At 71.8% G+C, this 25,514-nt stretch carries 27 protein-coding genes; 11 read left to right on the forward strand and 16 right to left on the reverse strand.

Translation table 11 applies throughout. From position 1 onward, the window contains the following. Positions 1 to 53 precede the first annotated feature (53 nt). Together DEJ25_RS15435 and DEJ25_RS15440 are read left to right on the forward strand one after the other, a co-directional pair. Positions 54 to 983, forward strand: coding sequence for an ABC transporter ATP-binding protein (locus tag DEJ25_RS15435; RefSeq protein ID WP_111045241.1), 930 nt, complete (start codon positions 54 to 56; stop codon positions 981 to 983). After that, positions 980 to 1,858: an ABC transporter permease subunit gene (locus tag DEJ25_RS15440; RefSeq protein ID WP_110902533.1), complete on the forward strand. Its 879-nt coding sequence runs from the start codon at positions 980 to 982 to the stop codon at positions 1,856 to 1,858. The genes DEJ25_RS15435 and DEJ25_RS15440 overlap by 4 nt, the downstream gene beginning before the upstream one ends. 106 nt (positions 1,859 to 1,964) lie before the next feature. Here the strand turns inward: DEJ25_RS15440 and DEJ25_RS15445 are convergent, their stop codons facing one another. Continuing rightward, entirely contained in the window at positions 1,965 to 2,702 is a 738-nt protein-coding gene (locus DEJ25_RS15445) for a FadR/GntR family transcriptional regulator (RefSeq protein ID WP_111045258.1), read from the reverse strand. Between the two features lie 115 nt (positions 2,703 to 2,817). Here DEJ25_RS15445 and DEJ25_RS15450 point away from each other — a divergent pair, with 115 nt between their 5' ends. From DEJ25_RS15450 to DEJ25_RS15460, 3 genes are read left to right on the forward strand one after another with little or no spacing between them, the layout of a single operon-like run. Further along, positions 2,818 to 3,732: a proline iminopeptidase-family hydrolase gene (locus DEJ25_RS15450; RefSeq protein WP_111045242.1), complete on the forward strand. Its 915-nt coding sequence runs from the start codon at positions 2,818 to 2,820 to the stop codon at positions 3,730 to 3,732. Between the two features lie 46 nt (positions 3,733 to 3,778). Continuing rightward, the gene (locus DEJ25_RS15455) at positions 3,779 to 5,248 is read left to right on the forward strand and encodes an APC family permease (RefSeq protein WP_258366529.1); all 1,470 of its coding nucleotides are present in this window, start codon (positions 3,779 to 3,781) and stop codon (positions 5,246 to 5,248) included. Continuing rightward, complete coding sequence (locus DEJ25_RS15460; RefSeq protein ID WP_111045243.1) at positions 5,245 to 6,186, forward strand: acetamidase/formamidase family protein; 942 nt, start codon at positions 5,245 to 5,247, stop codon at positions 6,184 to 6,186. Before DEJ25_RS15455 ends, DEJ25_RS15460 begins: the two co-directional genes overlap by 4 nt. A 284-nt stretch (positions 6,187 to 6,470) precedes the next feature. On the opposite strand, the gene DEJ25_RS15465 is transcribed toward DEJ25_RS15460, so the two are convergent. Then, a complete protein-coding gene (locus DEJ25_RS15465; protein ID WP_111045244.1) occupies positions 6,471 to 7,193 on the reverse strand; it encodes a VIT1/CCC1 transporter family protein in 723 nt (240 codons plus the stop codon). 152 nt (positions 7,194 to 7,345) lie between these two features. Between DEJ25_RS15465 and DEJ25_RS15470 the strand changes: the two genes are divergently transcribed. Beyond that, the gene (locus tag DEJ25_RS15470; RefSeq protein WP_111045245.1) at positions 7,346 to 8,152 is read left to right on the forward strand and encodes an SGNH/GDSL hydrolase family protein; all 807 of its coding nucleotides are present in this window, start codon (positions 7,346 to 7,348) and stop codon (positions 8,150 to 8,152) included. Here the strand turns inward: DEJ25_RS15470 and DEJ25_RS15475 are convergent. From DEJ25_RS15475 to DEJ25_RS15485, 3 genes are all read right to left on the reverse strand, one after another. Further along, complete coding sequence (locus DEJ25_RS15475) at positions 8,140 to 8,634, reverse strand: N-acetyltransferase (protein ID WP_111045246.1); 495 nt, start codon at positions 8,632 to 8,634, stop codon at positions 8,140 to 8,142. The two genes, DEJ25_RS15470 and DEJ25_RS15475, sit on opposite strands and share 13 nt — an antisense overlap. Positions 8,635 to 8,738: 104 nt before the next feature. Then, positions 8,739 to 10,139, reverse strand: a complete 1,401-nt coding sequence (locus tag DEJ25_RS15480) for an LLM class flavin-dependent oxidoreductase (RefSeq protein ID WP_258366530.1) — start codon at positions 10,137 to 10,139, stop codon at positions 8,739 to 8,741. A 110-nt stretch (positions 10,140 to 10,249) separates the two neighbouring features. Then, on the reverse strand, positions 10,250 to 10,618 hold the full coding sequence (locus tag DEJ25_RS15485; protein ID WP_111045247.1) for a VOC family protein: 369 nt from the start codon (positions 10,616 to 10,618) through the stop codon (positions 10,250 to 10,252). Positions 10,619 to 10,680: 62 nt separating this feature from the next. Between DEJ25_RS15485 and DEJ25_RS15490 the strand changes: the two genes are divergently transcribed. Continuing rightward, positions 10,681 to 11,175 (forward strand): MarR family winged helix-turn-helix transcriptional regulator, encoded by a 495-nt coding sequence (locus DEJ25_RS15490; protein WP_111045248.1) that lies wholly within the window; start codon positions 10,681 to 10,683, stop codon positions 11,173 to 11,175. A 122-nt stretch (positions 11,176 to 11,297) separates the two neighbouring features. Here the strand turns inward: DEJ25_RS15490 and sufU are convergent, their stop codons facing one another. From sufU to DEJ25_RS15515, 5 genes are all read right to left on the reverse strand, one after another. Continuing rightward, on the reverse strand, positions 11,298 to 11,747 hold the full coding sequence (sufU, locus tag DEJ25_RS15495; RefSeq protein ID WP_111045249.1) for a Fe-S cluster assembly sulfur transfer protein SufU: 450 nt from the start codon (positions 11,745 to 11,747) through the stop codon (positions 11,298 to 11,300). Continuing rightward, the gene (locus DEJ25_RS15500; RefSeq protein ID WP_375334568.1) at positions 11,744 to 13,075 is read right to left on the reverse strand and encodes a SufS family cysteine desulfurase; all 1,332 of its coding nucleotides are present in this window, start codon (positions 13,073 to 13,075) and stop codon (positions 11,744 to 11,746) included. Before DEJ25_RS15500 ends, sufU begins: the two co-directional genes overlap by 4 nt. A 92-nt stretch (positions 13,076 to 13,167) precedes the next feature. Next, a complete protein-coding gene (locus DEJ25_RS15505; RefSeq protein WP_110902524.1) occupies positions 13,168 to 13,380 on the reverse strand; it encodes an antitoxin in 213 nt (70 codons plus the stop codon). Positions 13,381 to 13,514: 134 nt separating this feature from the next. Then, positions 13,515 to 14,798 (reverse strand): chloride channel protein, encoded by a 1,284-nt coding sequence (locus tag DEJ25_RS15510; protein WP_111045250.1) that lies wholly within the window; start codon positions 14,796 to 14,798, stop codon positions 13,515 to 13,517. A 140-nt stretch (positions 14,799 to 14,938) separates the two neighbouring features. Next, a complete protein-coding gene (locus DEJ25_RS15515) occupies positions 14,939 to 15,922 on the reverse strand; it encodes a magnesium and cobalt transport protein CorA (protein ID WP_258366531.1) in 984 nt (327 codons plus the stop codon). Positions 15,923 to 15,988: 66 nt separating this feature from the next. Between DEJ25_RS15515 and DEJ25_RS15520 the strand changes: the two genes are divergently transcribed. Next, positions 15,989 to 16,480, forward strand: a complete 492-nt coding sequence (locus tag DEJ25_RS15520; protein ID WP_111045251.1) for a hypothetical protein — start codon at positions 15,989 to 15,991, stop codon at positions 16,478 to 16,480. Between the two features lie 45 nt (positions 16,481 to 16,525). On the opposite strand, the gene ald is transcribed toward DEJ25_RS15520, so the two are convergent. The 3 genes from ald to DEJ25_RS15535 form a co-directional block, all read right to left on the reverse strand. Further along, positions 16,526 to 17,626 (reverse strand): alanine dehydrogenase, encoded by a 1,101-nt coding sequence (ald, locus tag DEJ25_RS15525; RefSeq protein WP_110904393.1) that lies wholly within the window; start codon positions 17,624 to 17,626, stop codon positions 16,526 to 16,528. Between the two features lie 154 nt (positions 17,627 to 17,780). Continuing rightward, a complete protein-coding gene (locus tag DEJ25_RS17175) occupies positions 17,781 to 18,797 on the reverse strand; it encodes a helix-turn-helix domain-containing protein (protein WP_111045252.1) in 1,017 nt (338 codons plus the stop codon). A gap of 81 nt (positions 18,798 to 18,878) precedes the next feature. Further along, complete coding sequence (locus DEJ25_RS15535) at positions 18,879 to 19,841, reverse strand: sugar-binding transcriptional regulator (RefSeq protein WP_110904392.1); 963 nt, start codon at positions 19,839 to 19,841, stop codon at positions 18,879 to 18,881. Between the two features lie 193 nt (positions 19,842 to 20,034). Here DEJ25_RS15535 and DEJ25_RS15540 point away from each other — a divergent pair, with 193 nt between their 5' ends. After that, complete coding sequence (locus DEJ25_RS15540) at positions 20,035 to 21,777, forward strand: glycerol-3-phosphate dehydrogenase/oxidase (RefSeq protein ID WP_181427473.1); 1,743 nt, start codon at positions 20,035 to 20,037, stop codon at positions 21,775 to 21,777. Between the two features lie 110 nt (positions 21,778 to 21,887). On the opposite strand, the gene DEJ25_RS15545 is transcribed toward DEJ25_RS15540, so the two are convergent. Then, positions 21,888 to 22,544, reverse strand: a complete 657-nt coding sequence (locus DEJ25_RS15545; RefSeq protein WP_111045254.1) for a histidine phosphatase family protein — start codon at positions 22,542 to 22,544, stop codon at positions 21,888 to 21,890. Between the two features lie 53 nt (positions 22,545 to 22,597). Here DEJ25_RS15545 and DEJ25_RS15550 point away from each other — a divergent pair, with 53 nt between their 5' ends. Next, positions 22,598 to 23,122, forward strand: coding sequence for a DinB family protein (locus tag DEJ25_RS15550; protein WP_111045255.1), 525 nt, complete (start codon positions 22,598 to 22,600; stop codon positions 23,120 to 23,122). 55 nt (positions 23,123 to 23,177) lie between these two features. Here DEJ25_RS15550 and DEJ25_RS15555 read toward each other — a convergent pair whose 3' ends face one another. Further along, the gene (locus tag DEJ25_RS15555) at positions 23,178 to 24,203 is read right to left on the reverse strand and encodes a sugar-binding transcriptional regulator (RefSeq protein WP_110904381.1); all 1,026 of its coding nucleotides are present in this window, start codon (positions 24,201 to 24,203) and stop codon (positions 23,178 to 23,180) included. A gap of 70 nt (positions 24,204 to 24,273) precedes the next feature. After that, positions 24,274 to 25,098 (reverse strand): GolD/DthD family dehydrogenase, encoded by an 825-nt coding sequence (locus DEJ25_RS15560; protein ID WP_110904380.1) that lies wholly within the window; start codon positions 25,096 to 25,098, stop codon positions 24,274 to 24,276. A 49-nt stretch (positions 25,099 to 25,147) separates the two neighbouring features. Here DEJ25_RS15560 and DEJ25_RS16905 point away from each other — a divergent pair, with 49 nt between their 5' ends. Then, positions 25,148 to 25,447 (forward strand): hypothetical protein, encoded by a 300-nt coding sequence (locus DEJ25_RS16905; protein WP_220033244.1) that lies wholly within the window; start codon positions 25,148 to 25,150, stop codon positions 25,445 to 25,447. Positions 25,448 to 25,514: the final 67 nt, after the last annotated feature.

Consider the following 25,514-nt stretch of genomic DNA (forward strand, 5'->3'; position numbering starts at 1 on the left):
TCCGCCTCCAGGGGGAGGCGGCCGGCTCCGGCGTCCCCGTACGGTGGGCGGCGATGATCGAAGTACAGCACCTCTCCAAGCGCTACGGCCCCAAGCTCGCGGTCGACGACGTCTCGTTCGTCGTGCACCCCGGCAGCGTCACCGGCTTCCTCGGCCCGAACGGCGCCGGCAAGTCGACCACCATGCGCATGATCATGGGGCTCGACGAGCCGACCTCCGGCACGGCGACGGTGAACGGTCGCCCGTACCGGAGCTACCGGGACCCGCTCCGGCAGGTCGGCGCACTGCTCGAGGCGAAGGCGGTGCACTCCGGTCGGAGCGCGTACAACCACCTCCTCGCGCTCGCCGCGACGCACGGCATCCCGAAGCGGCGGGTGCACGAGGTCATGGACATGACCGGCATCGAGTCCGTCGCCCGCAAGCGGGTCGGCGGCTTCTCGCTCGGCATGGGGCAGCGGCTCGGCATCGCCGCAGCGCTGCTCGGCGATCCGCAGACCCTGATCCTCGACGAGCCCGTGAACGGCCTGGACCCCGACGGGGTCCTCTGGGTCCGACAGCTCGCCCGTCGGATGGCCGGGGAGGGCCGGACCGTGTTCCTCTCCAGCCACCTGATGAGCGAAATGGCCCAGACCGCCGACCGCGTGGTCGTGCTCGGTCGTGGCAAGGTGCTCGCCGACGCCCCGATCGCCGAGTTCGTCGCCGGTGCCGGTGACCACGCGGGCAACGTGAGCCTGGCGCGCGTCGTCGTCCGCACCCCGATGCCGGACCAGTTGTTCACCGCCATCGGCCCGAACGCGACGGTCACCCAGCGCGAGGACGGCTCGTTCCTCGTCGTCGGACCGGACGCACCGACCGTCGGCGACATCGCCGCCCGCGCCGGCGTCGTCCTGCACGAACTCACCCCGACCGGCGCGAGCCTGGAAGAGGCCTACATGGCCCTCACCCGCGACGACGTCGAGTACCGATCGGAGGGAGCCCGATGAGCGCCCCGCAGAAGACCGACCAGCCGACGACCCAGCAGCACCGCCACCGTGGGGACCTGTCCTCGCGCGACGTGCACCTCGGCTACACCCGACTCGTCCGCAGCGAGTGGATCAAGTTCCGGAGCATCCGGTCGACGTTCTGGTGCTACGCCGTCATCGCCGTCCTGACCCTCGGCCTGGCCGTCCTGCTCGGGTCCGCCTTCGAACCGGGACGGGCCGAGCAGAGCACCGTCGGCGCGAACGCCATGATCGTCAGCATCAACACGATCAGCGTCTACCTGACCGCCCTGGTCGTGGGCGTGCTCGGTGTGCTCATCATCACCGGCGAGTACGCCACCGGACAGATCCGGTCGACCTTCACCGCCGACCCCGGTCGGCTCGGCGCCCTGGTCGCGAAGGCGACCGTCCTCGCGGTCACCACCTTCGTCGTCAGCGCGGTGGCGAACTGGATCGGCGTCGCGATCTCGACGGCCCTGCAGGTCGGCAAGGGACTCGAACCCGACCTGGCCGACCCGTCCGTCTGGATGCCGATCCTCGGTGCGTCGGTGGACGTCACCCTGCTGGCACTGCTCGCCTTCGGTATCGGCCTGCTCGTCCGTTCGAGCGCGGGCGGCATCGCGATCACGCTCGGCATCCTGCTGGTCCTGCCCGTGGTCATCAGCCTCGTCGCCGGGCTGGCGAACCTCGACTGGCTGAACGACGTGACCCAGTTCCTGCCCGACGCGGCCGGTGCCCACCTGTACCAGTTCGACTCGGGTGCCCCCGCGCCGAAGGGCATCACGCTCAACGGCTGGAGCGGTGCCGGTGTGCTCCTGGCCGAGGTCGTCGTCGTGAACGCCCTGGCGATGACCGTCGCCAAGCGCCGCGACGTCTGACCCGGACGACACCGGCAGCACCACACCAGCAGCACCAGCAGCACGGGAGGCCCGTGGCGACTCCGCCACGGGCCTCCCGTGTCCCGGCCCTCCCCGTCCGGCATCGTCACACCGGCCCGGTCGGCACCTGTCCCGCCCGGAGCATCGCGCGCTCCAGCAACTCGACGTCGATCCCCACGTGCTGCCGTGCGATGCGCCCGGCGTCCGCCACCCGTCCCGCACAGACTGCGTCGACCAGTTCCTCGTGGTCCCGCAGCGCCCGGGCCTCCATCGCCGCCATCCCGTCGACGGTCCCCCAGAGGTGCGCCGGAGCCGCGATCGAGATCTGCGACTCGAGCGACGCGAGCGTGGTGCGGAGCACGTCGTTCTGCGCTGCGTCGATGATGCTGCGGTGTAGGACCGCGTCGGCCTGCTGCTTGGCGAACCCCGAGGTCGCGGTGCGGAAGGCCTCGAGTCGTTCCCGGAGTCCGGCCGCCTGGTCCGCGGTGATCCGTTCGGCGGCGGCCGCGGCGAGCGCACCGTGCAGGATCGCGATCGCGTCGGCCGTGTCCTGGATCCCCGCCCACCGTGCCAGGAGCGTGCGCCCCACCGAGTCCGAGGCGGCGCCGGCCTCCTGGTCGCGGACGAAGGTCCCGCCGCCCCGGCCGCGTCGGGTCTCGAGCAACCCGCGGTCGACGAGCCGGGCGAGCGCGCCGCGGACCGTGACGCGGGCGACCCCGAGCAGGCCGGCGAGTTCACGTTCGGGTGGCAGCCGGGAGCCGGGGAGGTACTCGCCGACGGCGACCGCGGTCACGAGCCGGTCCTCGACCTCGTCGACCCGGGTCTCCGTCGCGCGATCCGTCACCGGCACCCCTTCCGCCCTCCACCCTGACCCCGGTCGCCCGGGTGTCCTGTTACGGCCACGTTAAACGAGCGGAAAAGGTCTTGCCTGGGACCTTTCAACGGGCCATGCTCACCCCATGTCCCGCATCACCGAGAGCACGATGCCGTTCCAGGACGGCGAGACCTGGTACCGGATCACCGAACCCGACCGCCCCGTCCCGGGTGCGCTGCCCCTCGTCGTGCTGCACGGCGGCCCGGGGATGGCCCACGACTACCTCCGGAACCTCGAGGCCTTCGCCGACGAGACGGGTCGGACGGTGCTGCACCACGACCAGTTCGGTTGCGGCCGGAGCAGCCACCGCCCCGACGCCCCCGCCGACCTCTGGCAGCCGCAGCTCTTCGTCGACGAGTACCTCGCGCTCGTCGCACACCTGGACCTCGGCGAGCACCACGTCCTCGGGCAGTCGTGGGGCGGCATGCTCGGAGCCGAGATCGCCGTCCGACGACCGGGCGGCATCGCGAGCCTGTCGATCTGCAACTCCCCCGCATCCATGCAGCTGTGGGTCGACGGGGCGGCGGAACTCCGTGCGCAGCTGCCCGACGACGTGCAGGACGCCCTCACCCGGCACGAGGCCGCGGGCACCGTCGAGGACCCGGAGTACCTCGCCGCCACCCAGGTCTTCTACGAGCGCCACGTCTGCCGAGTGGTCCCGATGCCCGCGGACTTCGTGGCCTCCGAGGAGCAGATGGAAGCGGAGCCGACCGTCTACCACACGATGAACGGGCCGAACGAGTTCCACGTCATCGGCTCGCTGCGGGACTGGTCCGTCATCGACCGCCTCGACCAGGTGGACGTCCCGACCCTCGTCGTCGCCGGTGAGCACGACGAAGCGACCCCCGCCACCTGGCAGCCGTTCGTGCAGCACATCACGGACGCACGCCAGCACGTCTTCCCCGGCGCCAGCCACTGCACCCACCTGGAGCAGCCGCAGGAGTTCCGTCGCGTCATCGGCGCCTTCCTGGCCGAGCACGACGCCCAGCCCACCGGCTGACCCGCCCATCCCTGCACCGTCCCTCCTCCCCGAAACGGAACCCGACATGTCGCAGCAGCACAGCGAGCTCTCCGCACAGCAGCAGCTCGAGGCCTACGGCTACAAGCAGGAGCTCAAACGCTCCGTCTCCACCACCGACCTGCTCGTCTACGGGCTCGTCTTCATGGTGCCGATCGCCCCGTGGGCGATCTTCGGCACCGTCTACAACGCGTCGTCCGGCATGGTGCCGCTCGTCTACCTGGTCGGCCTCGTCGCGATGATCTTCACGGCCCTGGCCTACGCCCAGATGGCGAAGTCGATCCCCCTGGCCGGCAGCGTCTTCTCGTACGTCGGCCGTGGTATCCACCCGACGGCGGGCTTCTTCGCCGGCTGGGCGATCCTGCTCGACTACCTGCTCGTCCCGACCCTGCTCTACGTGTTCGCGGCCGAGAGCATGGTCGGCATCTTCCCGGGCACCCCGCGGTGGCTGTGGGCGCTCGTCTTCGTGGCGATCAACACCGTCATCAACCTGGCCGGGGTGTCGTCCCTGAAGCTGGCGAACCGGATCTTCCTGCTCATCGAGCTCGTGTTCGTGGTCGTCTTCGTCGTCATCGCGATCGTCGCCCTGACCGGTGGCACGGTTCCGGGAGCGTCCTTCAGCACCGACCAGGTGTTCGACCCGGCGAAGGTGTCGGCACCACTGATCGCCTCCGCGCTGTCGATCGCGGTGCTGAGCTTCCTGGGCTTCGACGGCATCTCCACGCTGTCCGAGGAGTCCACCGGCCGCCGCGGCGGCGCCGGTCTCGCGATGATCCTGGCGCTCGTCATCGTCGCGTTCCTGTTCGTCGTGCAGACCTGGCTCGCCAGCGCCCTCGCAGCCGGCCGCGACTCCTTCTCGGACAGCGAGGCGGGCAACGCGTTCTTCACGATCGTCGAGCAGGCGTCGTCGAGCGGGTGGGCGACGGCGTTCTTCGCGGTCAACGTCCTGGCCGTGGGCATCGCGAACGCCATGGCCGCGCAGGCTGCGACGAGCCGCCTGCTGTTCTCGATGAGCCGTGACCGGCAGCTGCCCGCCTTCCTGCACAAGCTCAACGGCCGTCAGGTCCCGCAGAACGCGATCCTCGTCGTCTCGGTGCTGTCCGCGATCCTGGTGCTGTTCTTCGTCGGGCAGATCGACACGATCTCGTCGCTGGTGAACTTCGGTGCCCTGTTCGGCTTCATGCTCCTGCACGTGTCGGTGTTCGTGCACCACATCGTGAAGGGGAAGTCGCGCAACTGGCTGCTGCACCTGGTCGTGCCGCTGATCGGGTTCCTGATCATCGGGTACGTGCTGCTCAACGCGGCCGTCGAGGCGAAGGTCGGCGGCATCGTCTGGCTCATCGTCGGCGCCGGCGTCTTCCTGTACTACCGCTCCACCGGCCGTTCCACCGATGTCGGTTCCGAGGAGCCGGGCACCCTGGGTGAAGGCGACCCCACCGGCGCACCCGCCAGCAGCACGACCGCCAGCCCGATCTCGACGGACGAGGACCACCGATGACCGCCGACCACCACCTGCCGAACACGCTCGGCCGTCCCGGGTACTCCGCCGACCGGGAGCCCGTGCTGACGATCGCCCCCGGCACCGGCGAGACGATCGGCTTCGAGACGACCGACGCCGTCTACGCCGAACTCGACGAGCACCACGACATGGCCCAGCTGCAGGCACCGATCAACCCGGTGACGGGTCCGGTGTACGTCGAGGGCGCTGAACCGGGCGACACCCTCGCGGTGACGATCCACGACATCGAGCTGACCACGCACGGCTGGTCGGTCTCGCTGCCCGGCTCCGGAGCGTTGCAGCACGTGATGGGCGACCGGGTCTTCACCCGCCGCTGCCCGATCGAGGGCGGCGTCGTACGGGTCTCGAAGAGGCACGCCTTCCCGGTCCGGCCGATGATCGGCTGCATCGGCACCGCACCGGCGGAGGGCGAGAACTCCACGATCATGCCCGCGTACGCCGAGGGCGGGAACATGGACGTCACCGAGGCCCGCCCCGGCTCGACGGTGTACCTGCCGGTCCGGGTACCGGGCGCGCTGCTGTCGATCGGCGACATCCACGCGATCATGGCCGAGGGCGAGTCCTCGTTCGTCGCGATCGAAGCGCAGGGCACCGCCGTCGTCTCCGTCGACCTGGTCAAGGGCGGCCCCGCGCTCCGCGCGCCACGCATCGAGACCGACGACGAGTGGCTCTTCGTCGGGCTCGGCGAGCCGGTGCAGGAGAGCATCCGCCGCGGGTACGAGGACGCCTTCGCGTTCCTCGTCGACGAGCACGGCTGGACCCCGGACGACGCCTACGCGGTGCTCAGCGCCGTGGGCGACTCGAAGCTCGGCGGGCCGACGGGGTCCGGCGCTCCGGACCCGCTGCACCCGTTCGATGCGGTCGGTGCCGTCACGCTGCACCGGGTGCCGAAGGCGGTGCTGACCGCCGGGGACTGACCCGGCGCCGTGCCGGACGGGAGGCCCGGATCACGTGACCGACGTCGGTCACGCGGTCCGGGCCTCCCGTCCGTCGGCGCGCTCCCGCACCCACGTCCCACCTCACCGCCGCGCGTCACGTGATGTCGCAACTCACCGCACGCAGATCGTCCGGGTGCCGAGATGCTGGCGTCTCGACCCGCGAGATGCCGGCATTTCGGCATCTCGGGCCGGACCCACGCGCACGACGCGAGGCGACGTGCGCGACGCGACGCGACCCGCCCGTCGAGCGCCGCGCACGCGCGTCAGGACACGTGTGCCCCGAGCAGGGTCCCGGCGCCGTAGGTGGCAGCGAGTGCGAGTGCTCCCCCGAGCACGACGCGGACGGTCGCCCGACCGCGGGGTGCGCCACCGAGGGTCGCGCCGGTGGTGCCGGTGACGGCGAGCGCGATGAGGACGGCGACGACGGTGACGAGGATCTGGCTCGACGCCGGGGCGAGCAGCATCGCGAGGAACGGCAGGGCGGCACCGACGGTGAAGGTCGCGGCGGAGACCCAGGCGGCGCGCCAGGGGCTGACGACCTCGTCCTCGGCGTCGCGGAGGGCGGCGGCGGCACGGCGGCCCCGGACCTCGGGGCGCACGAGTTCGGCGGCGACGGTGTCGGCGACGTCCGGGGAGACCCCGAGCCCGCGGTAGTGCGCGGCGATGGTGGCCTGGTCCTCGGACTCGGCCTCGAGCTGTGCCTGGTGTGCGGCCTGCCCGGTGCGCTGGGCGTCACGGGCGCCGCTGACGGACACGTACTCGCCGAGCGCCATCGACACGGCGCCACCGACGAGGGCAGCAGTACCCGCGGCCAGGACCGGTCCGGCGGCCGCGCCGGTCCCGGCGACACCGACGAGGACGGCGGCGACGGACACGATGCCGTCGTTGGCGCCCAGGACCCCGGCGCGCAACCAGTTCAGGCGGGCGGCGCTCGTAGCGTCGTCGTGCCCGGTGACGGGGAGCGCGAGGTCAGCAGCGGTCGACATGAGGAAAGGAAAGCACTTGTCAGCTGATCGCACCAGCAAGGGAAGGCTGCCCTGACCGGGCATTTCGTGGTGAGGGCAGCCTTCCCTCAGCACGGCCTGCGCATGAGGAGCACGATGGATGACGCCACGACCGAGTCTCACCGAGGAGGACCATGTCCGCCGTGCCCGCCCGCACCGATCCCGTCCGCTACGTCGCCATCGGGGACAGCTTCTCCGAGGGTGTCGGCGACGACGGGGACGTCCCGTTCCCCGGCTGGGCGGGGCGCCTGGCAGTCGGCCTGGCGGACCACCTGTCCGGGCCGGTGTCGTACGCCAACCTGGCGATCCGCGGTCGTCTGCTCGCGGGGGTCCTCGACGGGCAACTGGACGCCGCCCTCGCCCTCGACCCGGCACCGACGCTCATCACCTTCTGCGGCGGCGGCAACGACATGCTCCGCCCCGGCTACGACGTCGACGCGCTGCTCGGACGCCTGGCCGAGGCCGCGGACGTCGTCGCCGCCCATGGGATCCGGCTCGCACTGCTCAGCCCCGCGGACCCGAGTGCACGGCTGCCCCTCGGACGGCTCATCAACGCCCGCGGTGACGCCTGGGCCGAGGCGCTGACCGGGTTCAGTCGCGAGCGCGGGCTGCCGTTCGTCGACGTCTCACGCGACGCGCACCTCGGCCGCGCCGAGTTCTGGTCCGAGGACCGCCTGCACATGAACCCGCTCGGACACCAGCGGGTCGCCGACCTGGCACTGCACGCGATCGCCGACGGTCCGGAGGCCGCGGTCCCGCGCGTGCCGGACCCGACGAAGACGTCGGTGGGCGAGGAACTCCGGTACTACCGCGACCACGTCGTCCCGTGGGTCCGGCGTCGAGTGACGGGTCGGTCCTCCGGGGACGGTCGGGTCGCCGGGCAGGGCGACTGGGCGCCGGTCGTGCCGTCCCGGCCGAGAGGCGCGGGTCAGACCACGTAGGTCCGCGTCGGTCGGCCGCTCAGCGCGTGCGGGAACGGCTCGCCGACCGGCCGGAACCCCGCGCTGCGGTAGAGGCGGAGGGCGGGGGCGTTGTCCTCGAGCGCGTGCAGCATGCAGTGCTCGTGTCCGGCGGCGCGGGCTTCCTGCACCGCGGCGACGAGGAGCGCCCGGCCGAGACCGCTGCCCTGCGCCGACGGATCGACGGCGAGCAGGCTCAGGTACGCGGCGTCCGACGGGCTCGCTCCCCCACCGCTGCCCGGTGTCGTGACGAGGGCGAAACCACGGACCGCGCCGTCTGCCCCCGGCGCGACCACGAAGGCGACGCGTCCGGCGGCGAACTTCTCCGCCGCTCGTGCCCGGACTGCCGGGTCCTCGGGGCGACCGTCACGTGCGGCGACCGCCGCCACCCAGAGGTCGATGCAGGCGGCATCGAACTCCCGCGACCCTGGCTCGGCGACCCGCACGGCTGTCGTCGACTCCATCACCCGCCCACCCTACGACCGAGCCCCTGCGTGGCCTCGCCGGTCAGCCCTGCGTGCCCTCGCCGGTCGGCGGGGCGCCGGCCGGACCTCCGGCGGTCAGTCCGTCACGCCGACGCGGGCTCCCGCACCCGGAACGACGCTCCGCGGTGCTCCTCCGGCAGCCGGTCCCCGCGCCCGGACAGCTTGTTCCGCAGTGACCCCTCGCGGTACCCCTCGGGGTAGGCACCGCGGGCCCGGAGCTCCGGGATGACGAACTCGATGACGTCCTCCCACGTGCCCGGAGTCACCGCGTACGCCAGGTTGAACCCGTCGACGTCGGTCTGCTCCTGGATGTCGACGAGCCGCTGCGCGATCGTCGCCCCGCTGCCGACCTCGACCGGGCCGAGGCCGCCGATCGCCGTCTGACGCGCGATGTCGCGGACCGTCCAGGTGGTGCCGTCCTCACCCGTCGCGGCGGACAAGTTCGCGGCGGCCGACTGGATGGCGTTGGACTCGATGTTGCCGAGCGGTTCGTCCAGGTCGTACTGCGACAGGTCGACGCCCATCCAGCCGGAGTTGAGCACGAGCGCGCCCTCCTCGGACGCGTACGAGAGGTAGTCGCGGTACTTCGCCTGGGCGAGCTCGTCGGTCTCGTCGGTGATCACGGTGAGCAGCGTGTAGACCTTGGCGGCGTACCGGTCGCGACCAGCAGCCTCCAGTGCGTCCCGGATCTTGCCGACGGTCACCGCGAGCTGCGGCAGGGTGGGCGCCCCGACGAACACGGCCTCGGCGTTCTCGGCCGCGAAGCGGATGCCGCGCGGTGACGCACCGGCCTGGTAGATGACGGGTGAACGCTGCACGGAGGGCTCGGACAAGTGGATGCCCGGCACGTCGAAGTGCTTGCCGTGGTGTTCGATCGGGTGCACCTTCGCCGGATCGGTGAAGACGCCGGTCTCGCGGTCCTCGATGACGGCGTCGTCCTCCCACGAGCCCTCCCACAGCTTGTAGAGGACCTCGAGGTACTCGTCGGCGACGTCGTACCGGTCGTCGTGGCTGAGCTGGTCGGTCTGCCCCATGTTGCGTGCGGCGCTCGGCAGGTACCCGGTGACGACGTTCCAGCCGACGCGGCCCTTCGTCAGGTGGTCGAGTGTCGAGATGCGTCGGGCGAACGGGTACGGGTGCTCGTAGGCGGTGCCGGCGGTGATCCCGAACCCCAGGTGCTCGGTGACGGCCGCCATCGCCGACACGAGCAGGATCGGGTCGTTCACCGGTACCTGCGACCCGGTGCGGAGCGCCGCTTCGTTCGTGCCGCCGTACACGTCGTACGTGCCCAGGACGTCGGCGATGAAGATGCCGTCGAACGCACCGCGCTCGAGCGTCTTCGCCAGGTCGGTCCAGTAGGACAGGTCGTTGTAGTGCCGGGAACGGTCGCGCGGGTGGCGCCACAGTCCGGAGGACTGGTGGGCGACGCAGTTCATGTCGAACGCGTTGAAGCGGATCTGCCGGGGCTCGCGGTTCGTGGTCACGACGCGACCGTACGACGGGTACCGGGGGTGCGTCACGGACCGTGACGCCCCGTGACGCCGACGTCCGCCGCCCCGCGCTCGTTGCGCTGCGCGCGGGGCCGACGACCGCGTCAGGCCTTGTCGTGCAGCGTCACGTGGTAGCCGTCCGGGTCGGCGAAGGTGAACGTCCGACCGAACGGCCCGTCGATCGGCGCGGCGACGATGCGGTGGCCGTCGGCCTGCAGAGCGTCGTGCATCGCCTGGACCTCGGTGCCGTGCAGCCAGAGCGCGACGCCGACGCCGGGCTGGTCCGCCGCGGCGAGGTCGGTTCCGGGGACGATGTCCCGCAGCGCGAAGGCGACCGGTGTCGTGGTGAAGACCACGGCGTGCGGGGGGCCGGCGGGCGAGCGGACCAGGCCGAGGTACCGCTCGTAGAACGCCTGCGAGGCGTCGAGGTCGCGGACCTGCAGGGAGACGAAGTCGGGGCCGGTGACGGGCATGGGGTGCTCCTTCTGTTGATGTCAGGCTTCTGACATGGACGAGCGTATGTCAGACTTCTGACATGAGTCAAGACGGACACGGCGTTGACCTGCCGACCTCGATCGGGTACCTCCTCAAGGAGACCGCGAGCGCGCTCCGTGCGTCGATGGAGGCCGTCCTCAGGCCGCTCGGCATGACCGTGACGCACTACGCCTGCCTGGAACTGCTCGCCCAGCGCCCGGGTTCGTCGAACTCCGAACTGGCCCGCGGCACGTTCGTGACCCGGCAGTCGATGAACGTCCTCCTGCGGACACTGGAGCGGGACGGAGTCGTCACGAGGCCCACCGAGGCCCGTGCCGGCAGGGTCATGCCGGCACGACTGACCGATCGTGGGCGGCGGGACCTGGCCGCGGCGACCGCTGCCGTCCGCTCCGTCGAGGACCGGATGCTCGGCGACCTCGACGAGGACGACCGCGCAGCCGCCAGACGACTCCTGCGGAGCATGGTCCGGTCGCTCCGCAGCGATGGAGCCGACCGGCAGCCCGACCCGGCTGACGTCGCCGACGTCGCCGACTGATCGGCGTCGGAGGCGGGCGCGTCAGACGGGAGACACGGCGACGGGAGGCACGGCACCCGCTGGCACCGCGCCTCCCGTCCGGTGGGCTGCCGCCGATCCGCGCCCTCGGCCGGGACCGCGCCTCAGCGCGCCGCGACCGCCTGCTGCGCCGCCGTCTCGGCGGCGACCCAGGCGAGCATCCCGCACTTGACGCGCATGACGAACTTCGAGACACCGTGGAACGCGACGAGGTCCTCGAGCACGTCCTCGTTCGGCTCGCCGCCACCGCGGGAGCGCATCATCGTGCGGAACTCCTCGGTCACGGCGAGGAGCTCCGGAACGGTCCGCCCGACGGCCATGTCGGTCAGGACCGAAGCGGACGCCATCGAGATCGAGCACCCGTCCCCCTGCCAGGCGACCTCGGCGATGCGGTCGGTGCCGGGCTCCAGACGCAGCCGCACGGTGATCTCGTCCCCGCACGTCGGGTTCCGTTCGAAGTGCTCGGCGTCGGCGTGCTCGAGCGGGCCGTCACCGTGCCGGGCCTTGGCGTGGTCCAGGATGACCTGCTGGTACAGGCTGTCGAGGCTGCTCACGAGGCGTCCTCCGCGTCGGCGCCGAAGTACCCGCGGATCTCGCTGACGGCGGTGACGAAGCGGTCGACGTCCTGCTCGGTCGTGTAGACGTAGGTGCTCGCCCGGCTGGTGGCGGTCAGGCCGAGCCGGCGGTGCAGCGGCTGGGCGCAGTGGTGGCCCGACCGGACGGCGATGCCCTGCGCGTCGAGGTACTGCGACACGTCGTGGGCGTGCACCCCGTCGACGACGAACGAGGCCAGGCCGCTGCGCGCGACCCCGGCGGGCGGCCCGACGACGGTGATGCCCGGCACCGCGGTGAGCCCGGTGAGCATCCGCTGCGCCAGGTGCTCCTCGTGCGCCTGCACCCGCTGCATGCCGATCCGTTCCAGGTACCGGACGGCCTCGGCGAGCGCCACGGCCTGGGACACGGGTTGGGTCCCGGCCTCGAAGCGCTCGGGTGCCGGCATGAAGTCGGTGTGCTCCATCGTCACGGTCGTGATCATGGACCCACCGGTGCGGAACGGCGGCAGCGCGTCGAGCAGGGCCTGGCGCCCCCACAGCACGCCGATGCCGTTCGGTCCGAGCATCTTGTGCCCGGAGAACGCGGCGAAGTCGACGTCCAGTGCGCGCACGTCGAGCGGACGGTGCGGCGCGGACTGGCAGGCGTCCAGGACGACGAGGGCCCCGACCGCGTGCGCCGCGGCGACGACCTCGGCGACCGGGGCGATCATGCCGGTGACGTTCGAGACGTGGGCGATCGCGACGAGCCGGGTGCGGTCGGTGACGTGCGCGAGTGCGTCGGCGGCGCTCCAGCAGCCGGTGTCGTCCACCGGCACCCAGCGGAGCGTCGCACCGGTGGCCGCGGCGAGCTCCTGCCACGGCACGAGGTTGGCGTGGTGCTCGGCCTCGGTGACCAGGATCTCGTCCCCGGCACCGATCCTGAACCGGTCGGCCTCGGGACCACCGCGGCCGGCGCTGGCGTTCCGGATGCCGTACGCGACGAGGTTGAGGGCGTCGGTGGCGTTCGCCGTCCAGACCACTTCGGACGGGTTCGCGGCGCCGATGAAGCGGGCGACGGTGGCCCGGGCGTCCTCGTAGGCGTCGGTGCTCAGCGCGGCGAGGGTGTGTGCGCCGCGGTGCACGGCGGCGTTGTCGTGCTCGAGGAAGCGGCGTTCGGCGTCGAGGACCTGCACGGGTCGCTCAGCCGTGGCCCCGGAGTCGAGGTAGGCGAGCGGCTGCCCGTTCACCTCGTGCTGCAGGATCGGGAAGTCGGCCCGGATGCGGGCGACCTCGTCCTCGGTGAGCGGCTCGACGGAGTCGTCCGTCGGCGCTGGTGCAACGATCGTCACGGTGCTGGCCCTCCTGTGCGTCTCCGGCAGACAACCCGTCAATCGTGGTCGTTCTTCCCGGTGCAGTCCAGTCGGGCCAGCGCCGCGCCGGGCTACTCGTTGCCGACGCGCTTGTCCGCCTCGTCGCGGGCCTTGTCGATCTTGTCGTCGTACTTGCCGCCGGTGGCCTTCTTCACGGCGTCGGCGACACCGTCGAACACCTTGTCGCTGACGCCCTCGGCCTTCTCGCTCTTGAGCGCGTCCTGGACCTTGCCGTCCCGCAGGAAGGACTGGGCCTTCTTCGTGATGTCGTCGAATCCCGCCATGACCGGCTCCTCACCTCGCCGCGGCGCCTGGTGCTCCGCGTCCTGGCGCCGATGCTAACCACGGCACGACCGGTCGGTCCGGCTCGTCCACCGGATGCCCAGCAGCGTCCCCGCGAGGGCCGACGGCCGGGTCGTCAGGCCATCTGGGCGCTGCGGCGGCGGGCCAGCACGTACCCGACGGCGACCGATCCGCTGACGGCCAGGAGGGACGGGATGAGGATGTCGGTCCCCTGCTGCGTGAACTCGACGACGAGCACGAGCGCCGTGAACGGTGCGCGCATCGTCGTCGCCAGGAACGCGGCCGCCCCGATGAACGCGAACGAGGCGATGCTGCCGCCGTCCACCGGCCAGAGCAGCAGCCAGGCGGCACCGAGGAACCCGCCGAGTGCCGACCCGATCGCGATCGACGGCGTCAGGGTGCCACCGACCGCGCCGGCGCCGATCGTCGCGGCGGTGGTGACGGTCTTCAGCAGACCGAGCACCAGCAGCGCCAGGAGTGGTGCCATGCCGAGCAGGGTCGGACCGTCGAGGTCGGCGTTCATGGCCGCGATGCCGAGGGCCCGGCCGTTGCCCATCACCTCGGGGAACGGCACCGCGACCAGGCCGACGAGTGCGAAGACGACCGGCAGCACCACGAGGAGCTTCCACCCGGTCGGGGCGATGCCCTGCAGCCGGTTCGTGGTCTTGACGAACCCGACACCGGTGAACCCGAGCAGCGGCCCGACGACGACCGCCCAGACGAGCAGCGAGGGCGAGAGGTGCATCGCGGGCACGTGGTAGAGCACCTCGTCCGGGATCACCAGCCGCGCGACGAACGCCGCGACCGCACTCGTCACGAACGCGGGCAGCGCGGTGGCGAGGGTGAGCTCGCCGAGCAGGACCTCCACCGCGAACAGCGCCCCGCCGAGCGGGACGTCGTACACCGCCGCCAGGCCGGCCGCCGCTCCGCAGGCCACGAGCACCTTGGTCTCTCGCCGGCTCAGACCGGCCCGGACCGTGAGCAGCTGGGCGGCCCAGGCGCCGATCTCCCGCGGTGCGACCTCTTTGCCGATCGAGGCGCCGAGCCCCACCGCCAGGATCTGCACGCCCGCGTTGCCGAGGGTCACGAGCGACGGCATCCGCTTGCCGGCGACCGCCGCGGGTACGCCGACGACGGGTCGTCCCCAGCGTCGGATCGCCCACCACGCGATCGCGGTCAGGACCCCGGCGGCCAGGATCGCCAGGAACCGGTTCAGGCCCGACGGTGCATCGGCGGCCTCGTGGTGGCCGGCGAAGGGGTACCCGAACGCGACGAACTGGATGAGCTGGAGCGCGAGCCACACGGCGATCCCCGCGGCCCCGCCGGCGACCCCGACGAGTCCGGTGACCACGGCGAGCTTCAGCACCCAGGCCGGGCTGGCGTGACCGTTGTGTGGCATGTCGGCAAGCGTAGTGGGAGCGCTCCGCCGGGACGGCCGGGAGGCTCGGCTCGCCCCCGCGGTCCGGTCCCGACCCGCGGAGGGTGATCCGGGCCTCCCGGTCCGTCGGCGGCGCCCTGCGGACTGACGCGGTGTCGCGGTCAGAACCAGCGTTTGACCTTGAACACCGCGTACAGGACCGCCGCGAACAGGACCATCGCGAGGATCGACAGCGGGTAGCCCCACGTCCACGACAGCTCCGGCATGTGGGTGAAGTTCATGCCGTAGATCGCCGCGATGAGCGTCGGGGCGAACAGGATCGCCGCCCAGCCGGAGATGCGCTTCGTGTCGTCGTTCTGCTTCTGCGCGGCCAGGGTCGAGTCGACCGTCAGCGCGTTCTGCAGCAGCTGCCGGAAGGTGTCGAGGCGCTCGACGACCCGGATGACGTGGTCCAGGACGTCGCGGAACCGCCGCTGCAACTCGACCGGCAGGTGGTACTTCTCGGCGCCGCGGTGCAGGTCCTCGATCATCCGGATGAGCGGGCGCGCTGCCCGCTGGAAGTCGACGACCTCGCCGAACAGCTCGTAGACGCGGCGGGACACCCCGGCGCTGCCCGAGAACAGCTGGCCTTCGATCTGGTTGATGTCCTCCTCGAGACCGTCGATGACCGGGCGGTAGTCGTCGACGATCGAGTCCATCAGCGCCCAGAGCTGCGCCTGCGACCCGGCGGTGACCAGGCCCGGCTTGCCGCTCATCCGCTGCAGGGCGCGCGGCACGGTCCTGGGTCCGCGCGGGTCCGCCTGCACGACGGCCAGGAAGAAGTCCTCACCGACGAAGGCGTGCACCTCGCCGAACTCGACCTCTTCCTCGGCGTCCCGGTACACGGCGGGCTTGAGCACGGCGAAGAGGGTCGAACCGTAGCGCTCGAGCTTCGGCCGCTGGTGCCCCTCGGCGGAGTCCTCGACGGCCAGCTCGTGCAGCCCGAGGGCCACCGCGACGTCCCCGAGCTCGACGGCGTCGGGCCGGTCGAGCACGATGCACGCCGAGGCACCGTGCTCCTCGATCATCCGGAAGCTGTCGTCGAGCGTGCCGCTCGCCGTCGGCGCGATGCGGTCCACGTACACGGTGTTCAACTCGACGGTCACGGCACCACCGTACGCACCCTGGGCAACCGGTGGGCGAACGGCAGCGGGACCGCGTAGCGTCCGGAGATGCTCGACGCGGCGTGGATCCTGTCCGTGCAGTTCGGGTACCTGTGGCTCAGCGAACCGGTCATCGTCGCGCTGCCCGGCGTGCTCGCCTGGGCGTTCGTGGTGCTGGGGCGCACGACGCCGTCCGGCCGAGTCGAGGCGATCGTCACCGACGGGACGTTCGGGCTCCACCTCGGCTGGGTGTGTGGCGACGGCGGCGAACACGGCCGCGGTCCTGTCGGCAGCGGGCTTCCGGGTCTCGGCCTGGGCCAGGACGTCTGGGGTGTCGTCGTCGCCGCGGTCGCTGGGCTCGTCGGCGTCCTCGTGGCCGTCACCGGACGTCGGCGCATCTCGCCGACGCTCACGCTCGGCTGGGGGCTCGCGTGGGTCGCGGTCGCCCGACTGGACGGGCCCCTGGCGCGGCCCGCCCGGCGCGGCCCCGCCCGACGCAGACGCGAAAGCGACAGATCGACACGAGAGATCTGCGCCGATCTGTCGCTTTCGCGTCGCTGACGGGCCCGGCAGCCTACCCCGCCCCGCCGGCGGGCCCCGGTGGGCTCAGCGTGCGGCGGCCACCAGCCCGTGCGCAGCGGCGACGGCTCCGTTCGTCACCCGGCCCGCGTGCACGTTGAGCCCGAGCGCGAGGGCGGGATCGGACTCGAGCGCGCGCTCCCACCCCTGGTCCGCGATCGCCACCGCGTAGGGCAGCGTCGCGTTCGTCAGCGAGATCGTGCTGGTGCGGGGTACCGCGCCCGGCATGTTCGCCACGCAGTAGTAGACGGCGTCGTGCACCGCGAACGTCGGGTCGTCGTGGGTGGTCGGCCGCGAGCCCTCGAAGCAGCCGCCCTGGTCGATGGCGATGTCGACCAGGACCGACCCGGGTCGCATGTCGGCGACCATCGCGTCGGTCACGAGCTTCGGCGCTGAGGCACCCGGGATCAGCACCGACCCGATGACCAGGTCAGCGTCCGCCACGGCCGCGGCGATCGCGAGCGGGCTCGATCGGAGGGTCGTCACCCGTCCGTCGAAGCGCGCGTCGAGGGCACGGAGGCGCGGCAGGCTGATGTCGAAGACCGTCACCTCGGCGCCCATCCCGAGGGCGATCGTCGCCGCGTGCTCACCGGCGACGCCGCCGCCGATCACCACGACACGGCCCTTCGGTGTCCCCGGGACGCCGCCGAGGAGCAGGCCACGTCCGCCGTTCGCGCGCATCAGGTGGTGCGCACCGACCTGCGCGGCGAGCCGGCCGGCGATCTCGGACATCGGCGAGAGCAGCGGCAGGGAGCGGTCCGGCAGCTGCACGGTCTCGTACGCGATCGCGGTCGCGCCGGACTCGACGAGTGCCGAGGTCAACGGGCGGTCGGCTGCCAGGTGCAGGTAGGTGAAGAGCACCTGGCCCTCGCGGATCAGCGGGTACTCGGCGGCGACGGGCTCCTTGACCTTCAGGACCATCTCCGCCTGGTCCCAGACCCGACGGGCGTCGGGCACCACGGTGGCGCCGGCGCCGGTGTACTCGTCGTCATCGAAGGCCGATCCCGTCCCTGCTCCGGCCTGCACGAGCACCTCGTGTCCGTGCATCGTCAACTCGGCGACCCCGGCGGGGGTGACGGCGACGCGGAACTCGTTGTTCTTGATCTCGGTGGGGATGCCGATGCGCATGACGGACTCCTTCGTGGGCAGTTGCTCGGTCCCCACTATTCAGCCGCGTGTTCGTTGCTGGTGCGGTCAGGCCGAACGATCGCCCGGGTCGAAGGTGTTCGGTGTCACGATGTTCGGCGAGGCGGCACTCGGGAGCGCTCCCACCGAATGCTGCTCAGTGACGCGGTCGCGATCGCAGCGTGTCGCTCGGCAGCTCGCCGAAGCGGGACCGGAACGCCGCCGAGAACCGTCCGAGGTGCCCGAAGCCCCACCCGCGGGCGATGTCGGCCACCGAGGTCTCGTCCCGCTCGGCACGCCGCAGGTCTTCGCGCGCACCGTCGAGTCGCACGGACCGGAGCAGTTCACCCGGGGTCTGGTCGAGGTGGCGGCGGAGCGACTGCTGCAGACCGCGCGGACTGAGACCGGCGGCCGCGGCGATCTCGGGAGTCCCGATCGGCTCGCGGGCGTGGGCGTGCACGTAGTCGAGAGCACGACGGAGGCGCTGGTGCTCCGGCCCGGTGCCGGAGACCGCGGCGCGCCAGCTGCTGCGACGCGGGAACGCGCGGACGGCGGCGGTCGCGAAGGCCTCGGCGATGTCCCGGCGGGCGATGGCGGACAGCTCGGTGTCGACCTGCAGCCACGTCGAGGAGTGTCGGCGGACGGTCTCCTGCCAGACGCGCAGGCCGTCCTGGTCCGGGCGCTCGAGCGGTTCGAACGCGAAGGTCTCGTCGCCGACCAGATCGGTCAGGAACTTCCGGTCCAGGTGCACGAGGTTCAGGCCGATGTCACGGTGGTGCAGGTCGTAGGTCTCCGACGGCAGGACCATCGGCACTCCCTGCACCAGGTCGACGGAGCGTCCGTTGAACGTGATGGTGCTGCTGCCGCTGCGGAGCCACGCGACGATGACGTCGTCGGACTGGCTCTGGCTGCGCAGGTCGACGCCGAACCGAGAGGTCCGGAGCGACATCCGCTCGTCGGTGACACCGGCGAAGTCCCACAGCGTCTCGGGGCGGGTGCGGCGGATCACCGGCGCCTTCAGGTCGTAGTCGGACGTGAAGAACGCCATCGCCTGGTCGATGTCCGTCCCGGCCAGTCGTCGGTAGGAGCGGGTGTCCTGCCGTTCGACGGGTCGTTGCCGCGTGGTGCCGGAGGAGCGGACGGCGGACGGACCGGCTTCGGGAGGGAGCACCATGCTCCGACCGTAGATCAGACCCCCGACAGCCGGACCGGGACGCTCACCCCGGAGCGGGGGCACCGACCTCCGGACCGGGTGTCAGTTCTGCAGGATCGCCTGCCCCACGCTCTCGTCGAGGATGAGGTCCGTCACGAGCCCCGCCGCCAGCGCTCCGCGCAGCGACGCGGCCTTCTCCCGCCCGGCGACCACGCAGATCCGCCGCGGTGCGCGCTTGATCGTGTCGAGGTCGGGGGCACCGGCCCGGGCGTTCACCCCGATGTCCTTCCACGACCCGTCCGCCCGGTAGAACACCGTGGAGACGTCGCCCACGACCTGCGCGGTGACGAGCTCGTCCTGGTCGGCCGGGTCCAGGTACCCGCCGGAGTACACGTGCGACGGCACCGGTGCCTGCGGGGCGCCGACACCGAACACGACGACGTCCATCCGTTCGTGCAGGTCGAGCACGCGGCGGATCGAGCGTTCCCGGAAGAGCGCGGCCTTCGTGGCGGGGTCGTCGAAGAACGCGGGCACCGGGAACTGCTGCACGAGGGCGCCGTACGCCTCACCGAAGCGCCGGAGGATCTCCGAGGCGTAGACGATGCCGGTCGTGCGGGTGTTCGCCGCACCGTTCACCTGCACGATCGTGGAGCCGTGCGTCGTCTTCGGCACGAGGTACCGGCTGACGGCGCTGACCGTCGAGCCCCACGAGATGCCGATCACCATGTTCGACTCGATGTACTGCGTCAGGATCCGGGCAGCAGACAGGGCCACCCGCTCCAGCCGGTCCACGTCGCTCGTGTGGTCCGGCACCGGGACGACGTGCGCGTGCACGCCGAAGCGTGCGCGGATGCTGCGGCTGAGCGCGGCGGCCTGGTCGAGTGGCGAGCGGATCTGGATGTCGACCAGTCCGGTGTCCCGTGCGTACTTCAGCAGTCGGGACACCGACGAGCGGGACGTGCCGAGCTCGTCGGCGATGGCGTCCATCGTCAGGTCCTGCAGGTAGTAGAGATGCGCGGCCCGCAGGGCCTGCTGGGTGCGCACGGGCTGGGCGGCATCGCTCATGGATCCGAGCATGCACGGACGTGCACGCAGTCTGCAACCCCGTCCGCGCCTCCAGTTGGCGCTGCCGCACCACGGGACGGAGGCGCGACAACCGTTCTGCACGTCCGTGCACGCAGGTTGCCCAAGCGTTCCGACGAGCGCACGATCGATGGAGTACCAACGGAATCGACCCCAGAAAGCGATGCGAACGACCATGTCGAAGAAGACGCAGCCCAGGAACACGGTCACCGCCCTCACCGGACGCCCGAACGCACAGGTCCTCATCGTCGGGGGCGGGATCAACGGCATCGCCACCTTCCGCGACCTCGCCCTGCAGGGTGTCGACGTCGCCATCGTCGAGCGCAGCGACTACGGCTCCGGCGCCTCCGCAGCATCGAGCCACATGATCCACGGCGGCATCCGCTACCTGGAGAACGGCGAGTTCCGCCTCGTGCGCGAGAGCGTGCAGGAGCGCAACGGCCTGATCCGCATCGCCCCGCACTACGTCAAGCCGCTGCAGACGACCATGCCGGTCTTCTCCACCTTCTCCGGCATCATGAACGCCCCGCTGCGCATGCTCACGCACAAGCAGCGCTCCACCAAGGAGCGCGGCGCGATGCTGATCAAGATCGGCATGACGATCTACGACTCCTTCTCGCGTGACGGTGGATCCGTGCCGAAGCACGTCTTCCGCACCAAGAAGGCCGCGCTCGAGGACATGCCCGCGCTGAACCGCGACCTGAAGTACACCGGCACCTACTACGACGCCTCCGTGCACGAGCCGGAGCGCCTGGCGCTCGACGTCCTCAAGGACGGTCTGGCCGCCGGCACCGGCACCGGTGCCGACGCGACCGCCCGTGCGACGAACTACGTCGAGGCGGTCGGCGCCCGCGACGGCGGTGTCCTGCTCCGCGACCGCGAGACCGGCGAGGAGTTCGTGTTCACCGCGGACGTCGTCGTGAACGCGTCCGGCCCCTGGACCGACCTGACCAACGAGGCGTTCGGCGGCGGCACGAAGTACATGGGCGGTACGAAGGGCTCCCACATCGTCGTCGACAACCCCGAGCTGCTCGAGGCGACGAAGGGCCGCGAGCTGTTCTTCGAGAACAACGACGGCCGCATCGTCCTCATCTACCCGCTCAAGGGCCGGGTCCTCATCGGCACGACCGACATCGACGCCGACCCGTCACAGCCGGTCGTCACGACCGACGAGGAGATCGACTACTTCTTCGGGCTCGTGAAGCACGTGTTCCCGCAGATCGAGGTCACGCGCGACCACATCGTCTACAGCTACTCGGGCATCCGGCCGCTCCCCCGCCACGAGGACACCGCCCCCGGCTTCGTGTCCCGCGACTACCGGATCGTCGACACCCCGATCGCCGGCCTGCCGGACACCACCGTGCTGTCGCTCGTGGGCGGCAAGTGGACGACCTTCCGTGCCCTCGCCGCACACCTGTCGACCGACGTCACGACGAAGCTCGGCATCACCCGCAAGGTCGACACGACCGGCATGCCGATCGGCGGTGGCAAGGACTTCCCCACCACCGACGGGCAGCGAGCCCTGTGGATCAAGTCGCACCGCGACGGCCTCGCATCCGAGACCGTCGACCGTCTGCTCGACCGCTACGGCACCCGTGCCGCCGAGGTCGTCGACGCGCTGGTCACCGGTCCGGTCGAGCCGCTCGAGTCCGACGCCACGCTCACCCGCGCCGAGGTCCGGTACTTCGCCGAGCACGAGCAGGCCGTGCACCTGGTCGACGTGGTGCTGCGCCGCACGAACCTCGCGTTCGTCGGTGGCGTCACGATCGACCTGCTCGACGAGCTCGCCGACGTCATGGCCGAGACCCTCGGCTGGACGGCGGAGGACCGCGCCGACGAGGTCCAGCGCACCCTCGACGTGCTGCGCGAGTCGCACCGCGTCATCGTGCCGCTGACGTCGGCGTCGCAGCTCGCCTGACCGTTCCGCAACACGTGACGTGGGCGGCTCCACGCAACGACATGTCGTTGCGTGGAGCCGCCCACGTCGCGTTGTGCGGGGACCCGGACGGGAGGCTCGGACCGGCCCCCTCAGAACCGCTCGCCGGTCGGGTCCTGCGCGCTCAGGTCCGCCAGGTCGTCGCCGCCGATCGGCTCGCCCGCCCAGTCCACGAGGCGCCACCCGTCCGTCGTCGAGCCCTCGAGCTCGACGACGCCGGTGTTCTCCAGGTGCCGGTTCCGGCCGAGGTCGTTCGGGACGTTCTGCGCCGTCACCGCGGCCCAGATCCGGATCGCGGCACCGTGGCTGAAGGCCGCCGCGACCTCGGCGCCGGTCGCCTCGATCTGCCGGACGGCGTCGTCGTAGCGGCCGAAGAAGGCGTGGCCGTCCTCGGCGCCGGGCATCCGCTCGTCGAGGTCCCCCGCGGCCCAGGCGTACGCCGCGGCGAGGTAGGTCTGCACCGACACGGTGTCGCGCTTGCCCTGCAGCTCGCCGGCCTCGATCTCACGGAGGCCCGGCAGCACCACGGGCTCCAGGCCGAGCGCACGCGCGAGCGGTGCGGCGGTGATCTGCGTCCGGACCATGGTCGAGGCGAAGAGCCGCTCGATCACCCGGTCGCCGAGGGCTGCGGGCAGCGCGTCCGCCTGCTCCTGCCCGAGGTCGGTCAGGCCGGGCCCGGGGACTTCGGCGTCGAGCAGGCCGGTCACGTTGGCGGGGGTCTGTCCGTGGCGGACGAGCAGCAGTCGCATGGCCTCACCCTACGGACCGCCCTGCCGGGTCCGGTGACTGCTACGGTCTGGCCGTGGCGATCGAACCGGACACGAAGAACTGGACCTGGGTCATCGAGTCGGCCTGCCCGGACTGCGGCTTCGACGGCGGCACGACGACGATCCGCGACGTGCCCGAGCTCATCGACGCGAACACCGCAGGGTGGCCGGAGCGGTTGCGCCGCGACGACGTCCGGCAGCGCCCGGACGACGCGACCTGGTCACCGCTCGAGTACGGCGCCCACGTCCGCGACGTGCACCGGAAGATGACCGAGCGCCTCGAGCTGATGCTCACCGAGGACGACCCGCTCTTCCCGAACTGGGACCAGGACGCCACCGCCGTCGCCGAGCGCTACGGCGAGCAGGACCCCGCGGCGGTCACCGAGGAACTGACGGCCGCCGCCCGTCGGGCCGCCCGGGCGTTCGCCGCCGTCCGTGACGACCAGCTCGACCGCACCGGACGTCGTTCCGACGGCAGCGGCTTCACGGTCGCGACCCTCGCGGTGTACTACGCGCACGACCCGGTCCACCACCTGTGGGACGTGCGGCACGCGCGCTGAGTGATCCGGGCCTCCCGGCCGGCCAGGACCACTGACGGACCGGGCCGCCGACGGGTCAGGCCAGCGCGTCGAGCAGCGCCCTGGCCGTCGCTGCGTCCGTGACCAGCTCGTTGACCAGACGGCCGCGCACGGCGCTGATGATGCTCGGCACCTTGACCGCGCCGACGGCGACGCCGACCGCGTGGGGCACGGCGGCGAGCACCTCGCGAGAGGTCCGCACCATGCGGTCGCTGCCGGGGAACTCGATGGGTTCACCGTCCGGGCCGGTGAAGTTGAGGCAGACGTCGCCGGTCGCCCGGTCGAACACGTCGTCGTCGACCGGCAGCCCGCGGGCCATCGCGTCCCGCGTCACGACCGGCGCGCCGATCCCCAGGATCGCGCCCTTCGCTCGGCTCCACAGCCCGACGACGTGCTGGAACGCGGGGTCCTCGTCCAGGGAGGCCCGGAGCGCCTCCGACGGCAGGGCCTGCGCGAACAGGAACGTCGGGATCGCACCGGACCGCTCCGCGGCCGCGCGGGTGATCTCATTGGTCTGGAACCACTGGTTCGGGTCGGCCTGACCACCGACGGTCGGGACGAGCTGCACGCCGGGCATCGCAGGCATCGCTCCGTGCGCGATCGCGTGCACGGTGCTGCCGGACGACATCAGCACGGCGTCGCCCGGGGCCAGGCGCATCCCCTCAACGGCGGCGGCGACCGGTTCGGCGAGGTCCACGCCCAGGGTCGCGGTGTGCGTGACGGCGGCGAGGTGCACGGCCTGGAGCCCGAGCACCACCTGCAGTCGCTCGGCCAGGGCGACGGTCTCGTCCTGGAACGGGTCGACGACCTCGATCCGGACCAGGCCGGCACGGCGGGCCTCGGACACGAGCCGACTCACCGTGGGACGGGACACCCCGAGACGGGTGGCGATCTCGTTCTGCGTGGCGTCCTCGAGGTAGTACATCCGCGCGGCCTGGTAGACGGTGTCGAGCGGGAACCGGGACCGCTGGCCCTCAGGGGCGGGCGTCGCCGACCCGGGCCGGTCCGGACTGACCGGAGTGGGAACGGCCGGTGCCGATGCGGACGGGGTTCTGTCAGACATCGAGCGCGGGCCTCCCGGGTGCGGTGCCGTCGGGCGTGCGGACGGCACCGCGATCGTAACGCCGCCCGCGCTACCGGATCGTGAAACCACCGTCGACCCGGAGGTCCGCACCGTTCACCATCGCTGCGGACTCGCCCGCGAGGAAGAGCACGGCCGACGCGATCTCGGCCGGGGTGGCGAACCGCCCGGTCGGGATCTCGTCCTGGTGGCGCAGGCCCGCGTCGTTCGCCCACGCCGAGCGCCCGAGCGCGGTGAGCACGACGGTCGGCGACACCGTGTTGACCGTCACTCCCCGACGTCCCCACTCGAGCGCGAGCACCCGGGTGAGGCCGAGGACGCCGGCCTTGGACGCGCAGTACGCGGCGTGTCCGTCGAGCCCGACGTGCGCAGCCTGCGACGCGATGTTCACGATGCGCCCGTACCCGGCGTCGAGCATGTGCCGCCCCACCGCCTGCGCCACCCGGTGGGTGCCGGTGAGGTTGACGTCGAGCGTCCGTGCCCAGGCGTCGGCGCCCAGGTCCTCGGCCGCTCCGAGGGCCACGATGCCCGCACTGTTGACGAGGACGTCGACACGGCCGGTGGCGGCCATCACGGTCGCGACCGCGGCATCCACCGAAGCCTGGTCGGTCACGTCGCAGGCCGCACCGAGGTGCCCGGTACCGACGAGGTCGGCCGCGACGGCGGCAGCAGCCTCCGCGCGGACGTCGACGACGGCGACACGGGCGCCGCGCTCGGCGAGCGCGTGGGCGATGGCCTCGCCGATGCCGGAGGCGCCACCGGTCACCACCGCCACCCGGCCGGCGAAGGCGTTGGTGTGGTCGACGCGGACCGGGCCGGAGCGGAGGGCCGCGGCGATGTCGTCTGCTGCAGGGTCGTGGTTCGAGGAGTGGGACATGAGTGGGTAACATACCCGATGTCACGTAGTCCTGCGATCGAGAGCGAACATGTCAACGTCGACGGAACCCCTCCTCCCTCGCGCGCGTCCTACCGATCCGGGCGGGCTCGACCGCCTCGGGACACCCCGTCCCCTGGCCGCTGGCCTCCTCGGGGTCCTCGTCGCGGGGTGTTCCTTCGGCTGCTCGCTCGCCGGCTTCGTCCCGATGGGTGCCATCAGGCCGGCGCTCGCACCGCGGCACCGGGGCGCCGCGGTCACATGGACCTTCGTCGGCCTCTACGCCTGCGCCTTCGTCCTGGTCGGCCGACTCCGCGTGCCGCCGGCCCCGACGACCGATGCACAGCCCTGAGACAGATGACCACCACGCCACCCACCCACCTCCCTCTTATACACATCTCCCAGCCCCCCAGACTCGG

Source organism: Curtobacterium sp. MCPF17_011 (assembly GCF_003234145.1).
Classification (GTDB): domain Bacteria; phylum Actinomycetota; class Actinomycetes; order Actinomycetales; family Microbacteriaceae; genus Curtobacterium.

Coding starts and splice junctions, on each gene's coding strand:
- DEJ25_RS15435 (WP_111045241.1), top strand. CDS start 54: ATGATCGAAGTACAGCACCTCTCCAAGCGCTACGGCCCCAAGCTCGCG.
- DEJ25_RS15440 (WP_110902533.1), top strand. CDS start 980: ATGAGCGCCCCGCAGAAGACCGACCAGCCGACGACCCAGCAGCACCGC.
- DEJ25_RS15450 (WP_111045242.1), top strand. CDS start 2,818: ATGTCCCGCATCACCGAGAGCACGATGCCGTTCCAGGACGGCGAGACC.
- DEJ25_RS15455 (WP_258366529.1), top strand. CDS start 3,779: ATGTCGCAGCAGCACAGCGAGCTCTCCGCACAGCAGCAGCTCGAGGCC.
- DEJ25_RS15460 (WP_111045243.1), top strand. CDS start 5,245: ATGACCGCCGACCACCACCTGCCGAACACGCTCGGCCGTCCCGGGTAC.
- DEJ25_RS15465 (WP_111045244.1), bottom strand. CDS start 7,193: ATGTCGACCGCTGCTGACCTCGCGCTCCCCGTCACCGGGCACGACGAC.
- DEJ25_RS15470 (WP_111045245.1), top strand. CDS start 7,346: ATGTCCGCCGTGCCCGCCCGCACCGATCCCGTCCGCTACGTCGCCATC.
- DEJ25_RS15475 (WP_111045246.1), bottom strand. CDS start 8,634: ATGGAGTCGACGACAGCCGTGCGGGTCGCCGAGCCAGGGTCGCGGGAG.
- DEJ25_RS15485 (WP_111045247.1), bottom strand. CDS start 10,618: ATGCCCGTCACCGGCCCCGACTTCGTCTCCCTGCAGGTCCGCGACCTC.
- DEJ25_RS15490 (WP_111045248.1), top strand. CDS start 10,681: ATGAGTCAAGACGGACACGGCGTTGACCTGCCGACCTCGATCGGGTAC.
- DEJ25_RS15505 (WP_110902524.1), bottom strand. CDS start 13,380: ATGGCGGGATTCGACGACATCACGAAGAAGGCCCAGTCCTTCCTGCGG.
- DEJ25_RS15510 (WP_111045250.1), bottom strand. CDS start 14,798: ATGCCACACAACGGTCACGCCAGCCCGGCCTGGGTGCTGAAGCTCGCC.
- DEJ25_RS15520 (WP_111045251.1), top strand. CDS start 15,989: ATGCTCGACGCGGCGTGGATCCTGTCCGTGCAGTTCGGGTACCTGTGG.
- ald (WP_110904393.1), bottom strand. CDS start 17,626: ATGCGCATCGGCATCCCCACCGAGATCAAGAACAACGAGTTCCGCGTC.
- DEJ25_RS17175 (WP_111045252.1), bottom strand. CDS start 18,797: ATGGTGCTCCCTCCCGAAGCCGGTCCGTCCGCCGTCCGCTCCTCCGGC.
- DEJ25_RS15535 (WP_110904392.1), bottom strand. CDS start 19,841: ATGAGCGATGCCGCCCAGCCCGTGCGCACCCAGCAGGCCCTGCGGGCC.
- DEJ25_RS15540 (WP_181427473.1), top strand. CDS start 20,035: ATGTCGAAGAAGACGCAGCCCAGGAACACGGTCACCGCCCTCACCGGA.
- DEJ25_RS15545 (WP_111045254.1), bottom strand. CDS start 22,544: ATGCGACTGCTGCTCGTCCGCCACGGACAGACCCCCGCCAACGTGACC.
- DEJ25_RS15555 (WP_110904381.1), bottom strand. CDS start 24,203: ATGTCTGACAGAACCCCGTCCGCATCGGCACCGGCCGTTCCCACTCCG.
- DEJ25_RS15560 (WP_110904380.1), bottom strand. CDS start 25,098: ATGTCCCACTCCTCGAACCACGACCCTGCAGCAGACGACATCGCCGCG.
- DEJ25_RS16905 (WP_220033244.1), top strand. CDS start 25,148: ATGTCAACGTCGACGGAACCCCTCCTCCCTCGCGCGCGTCCTACCGAT.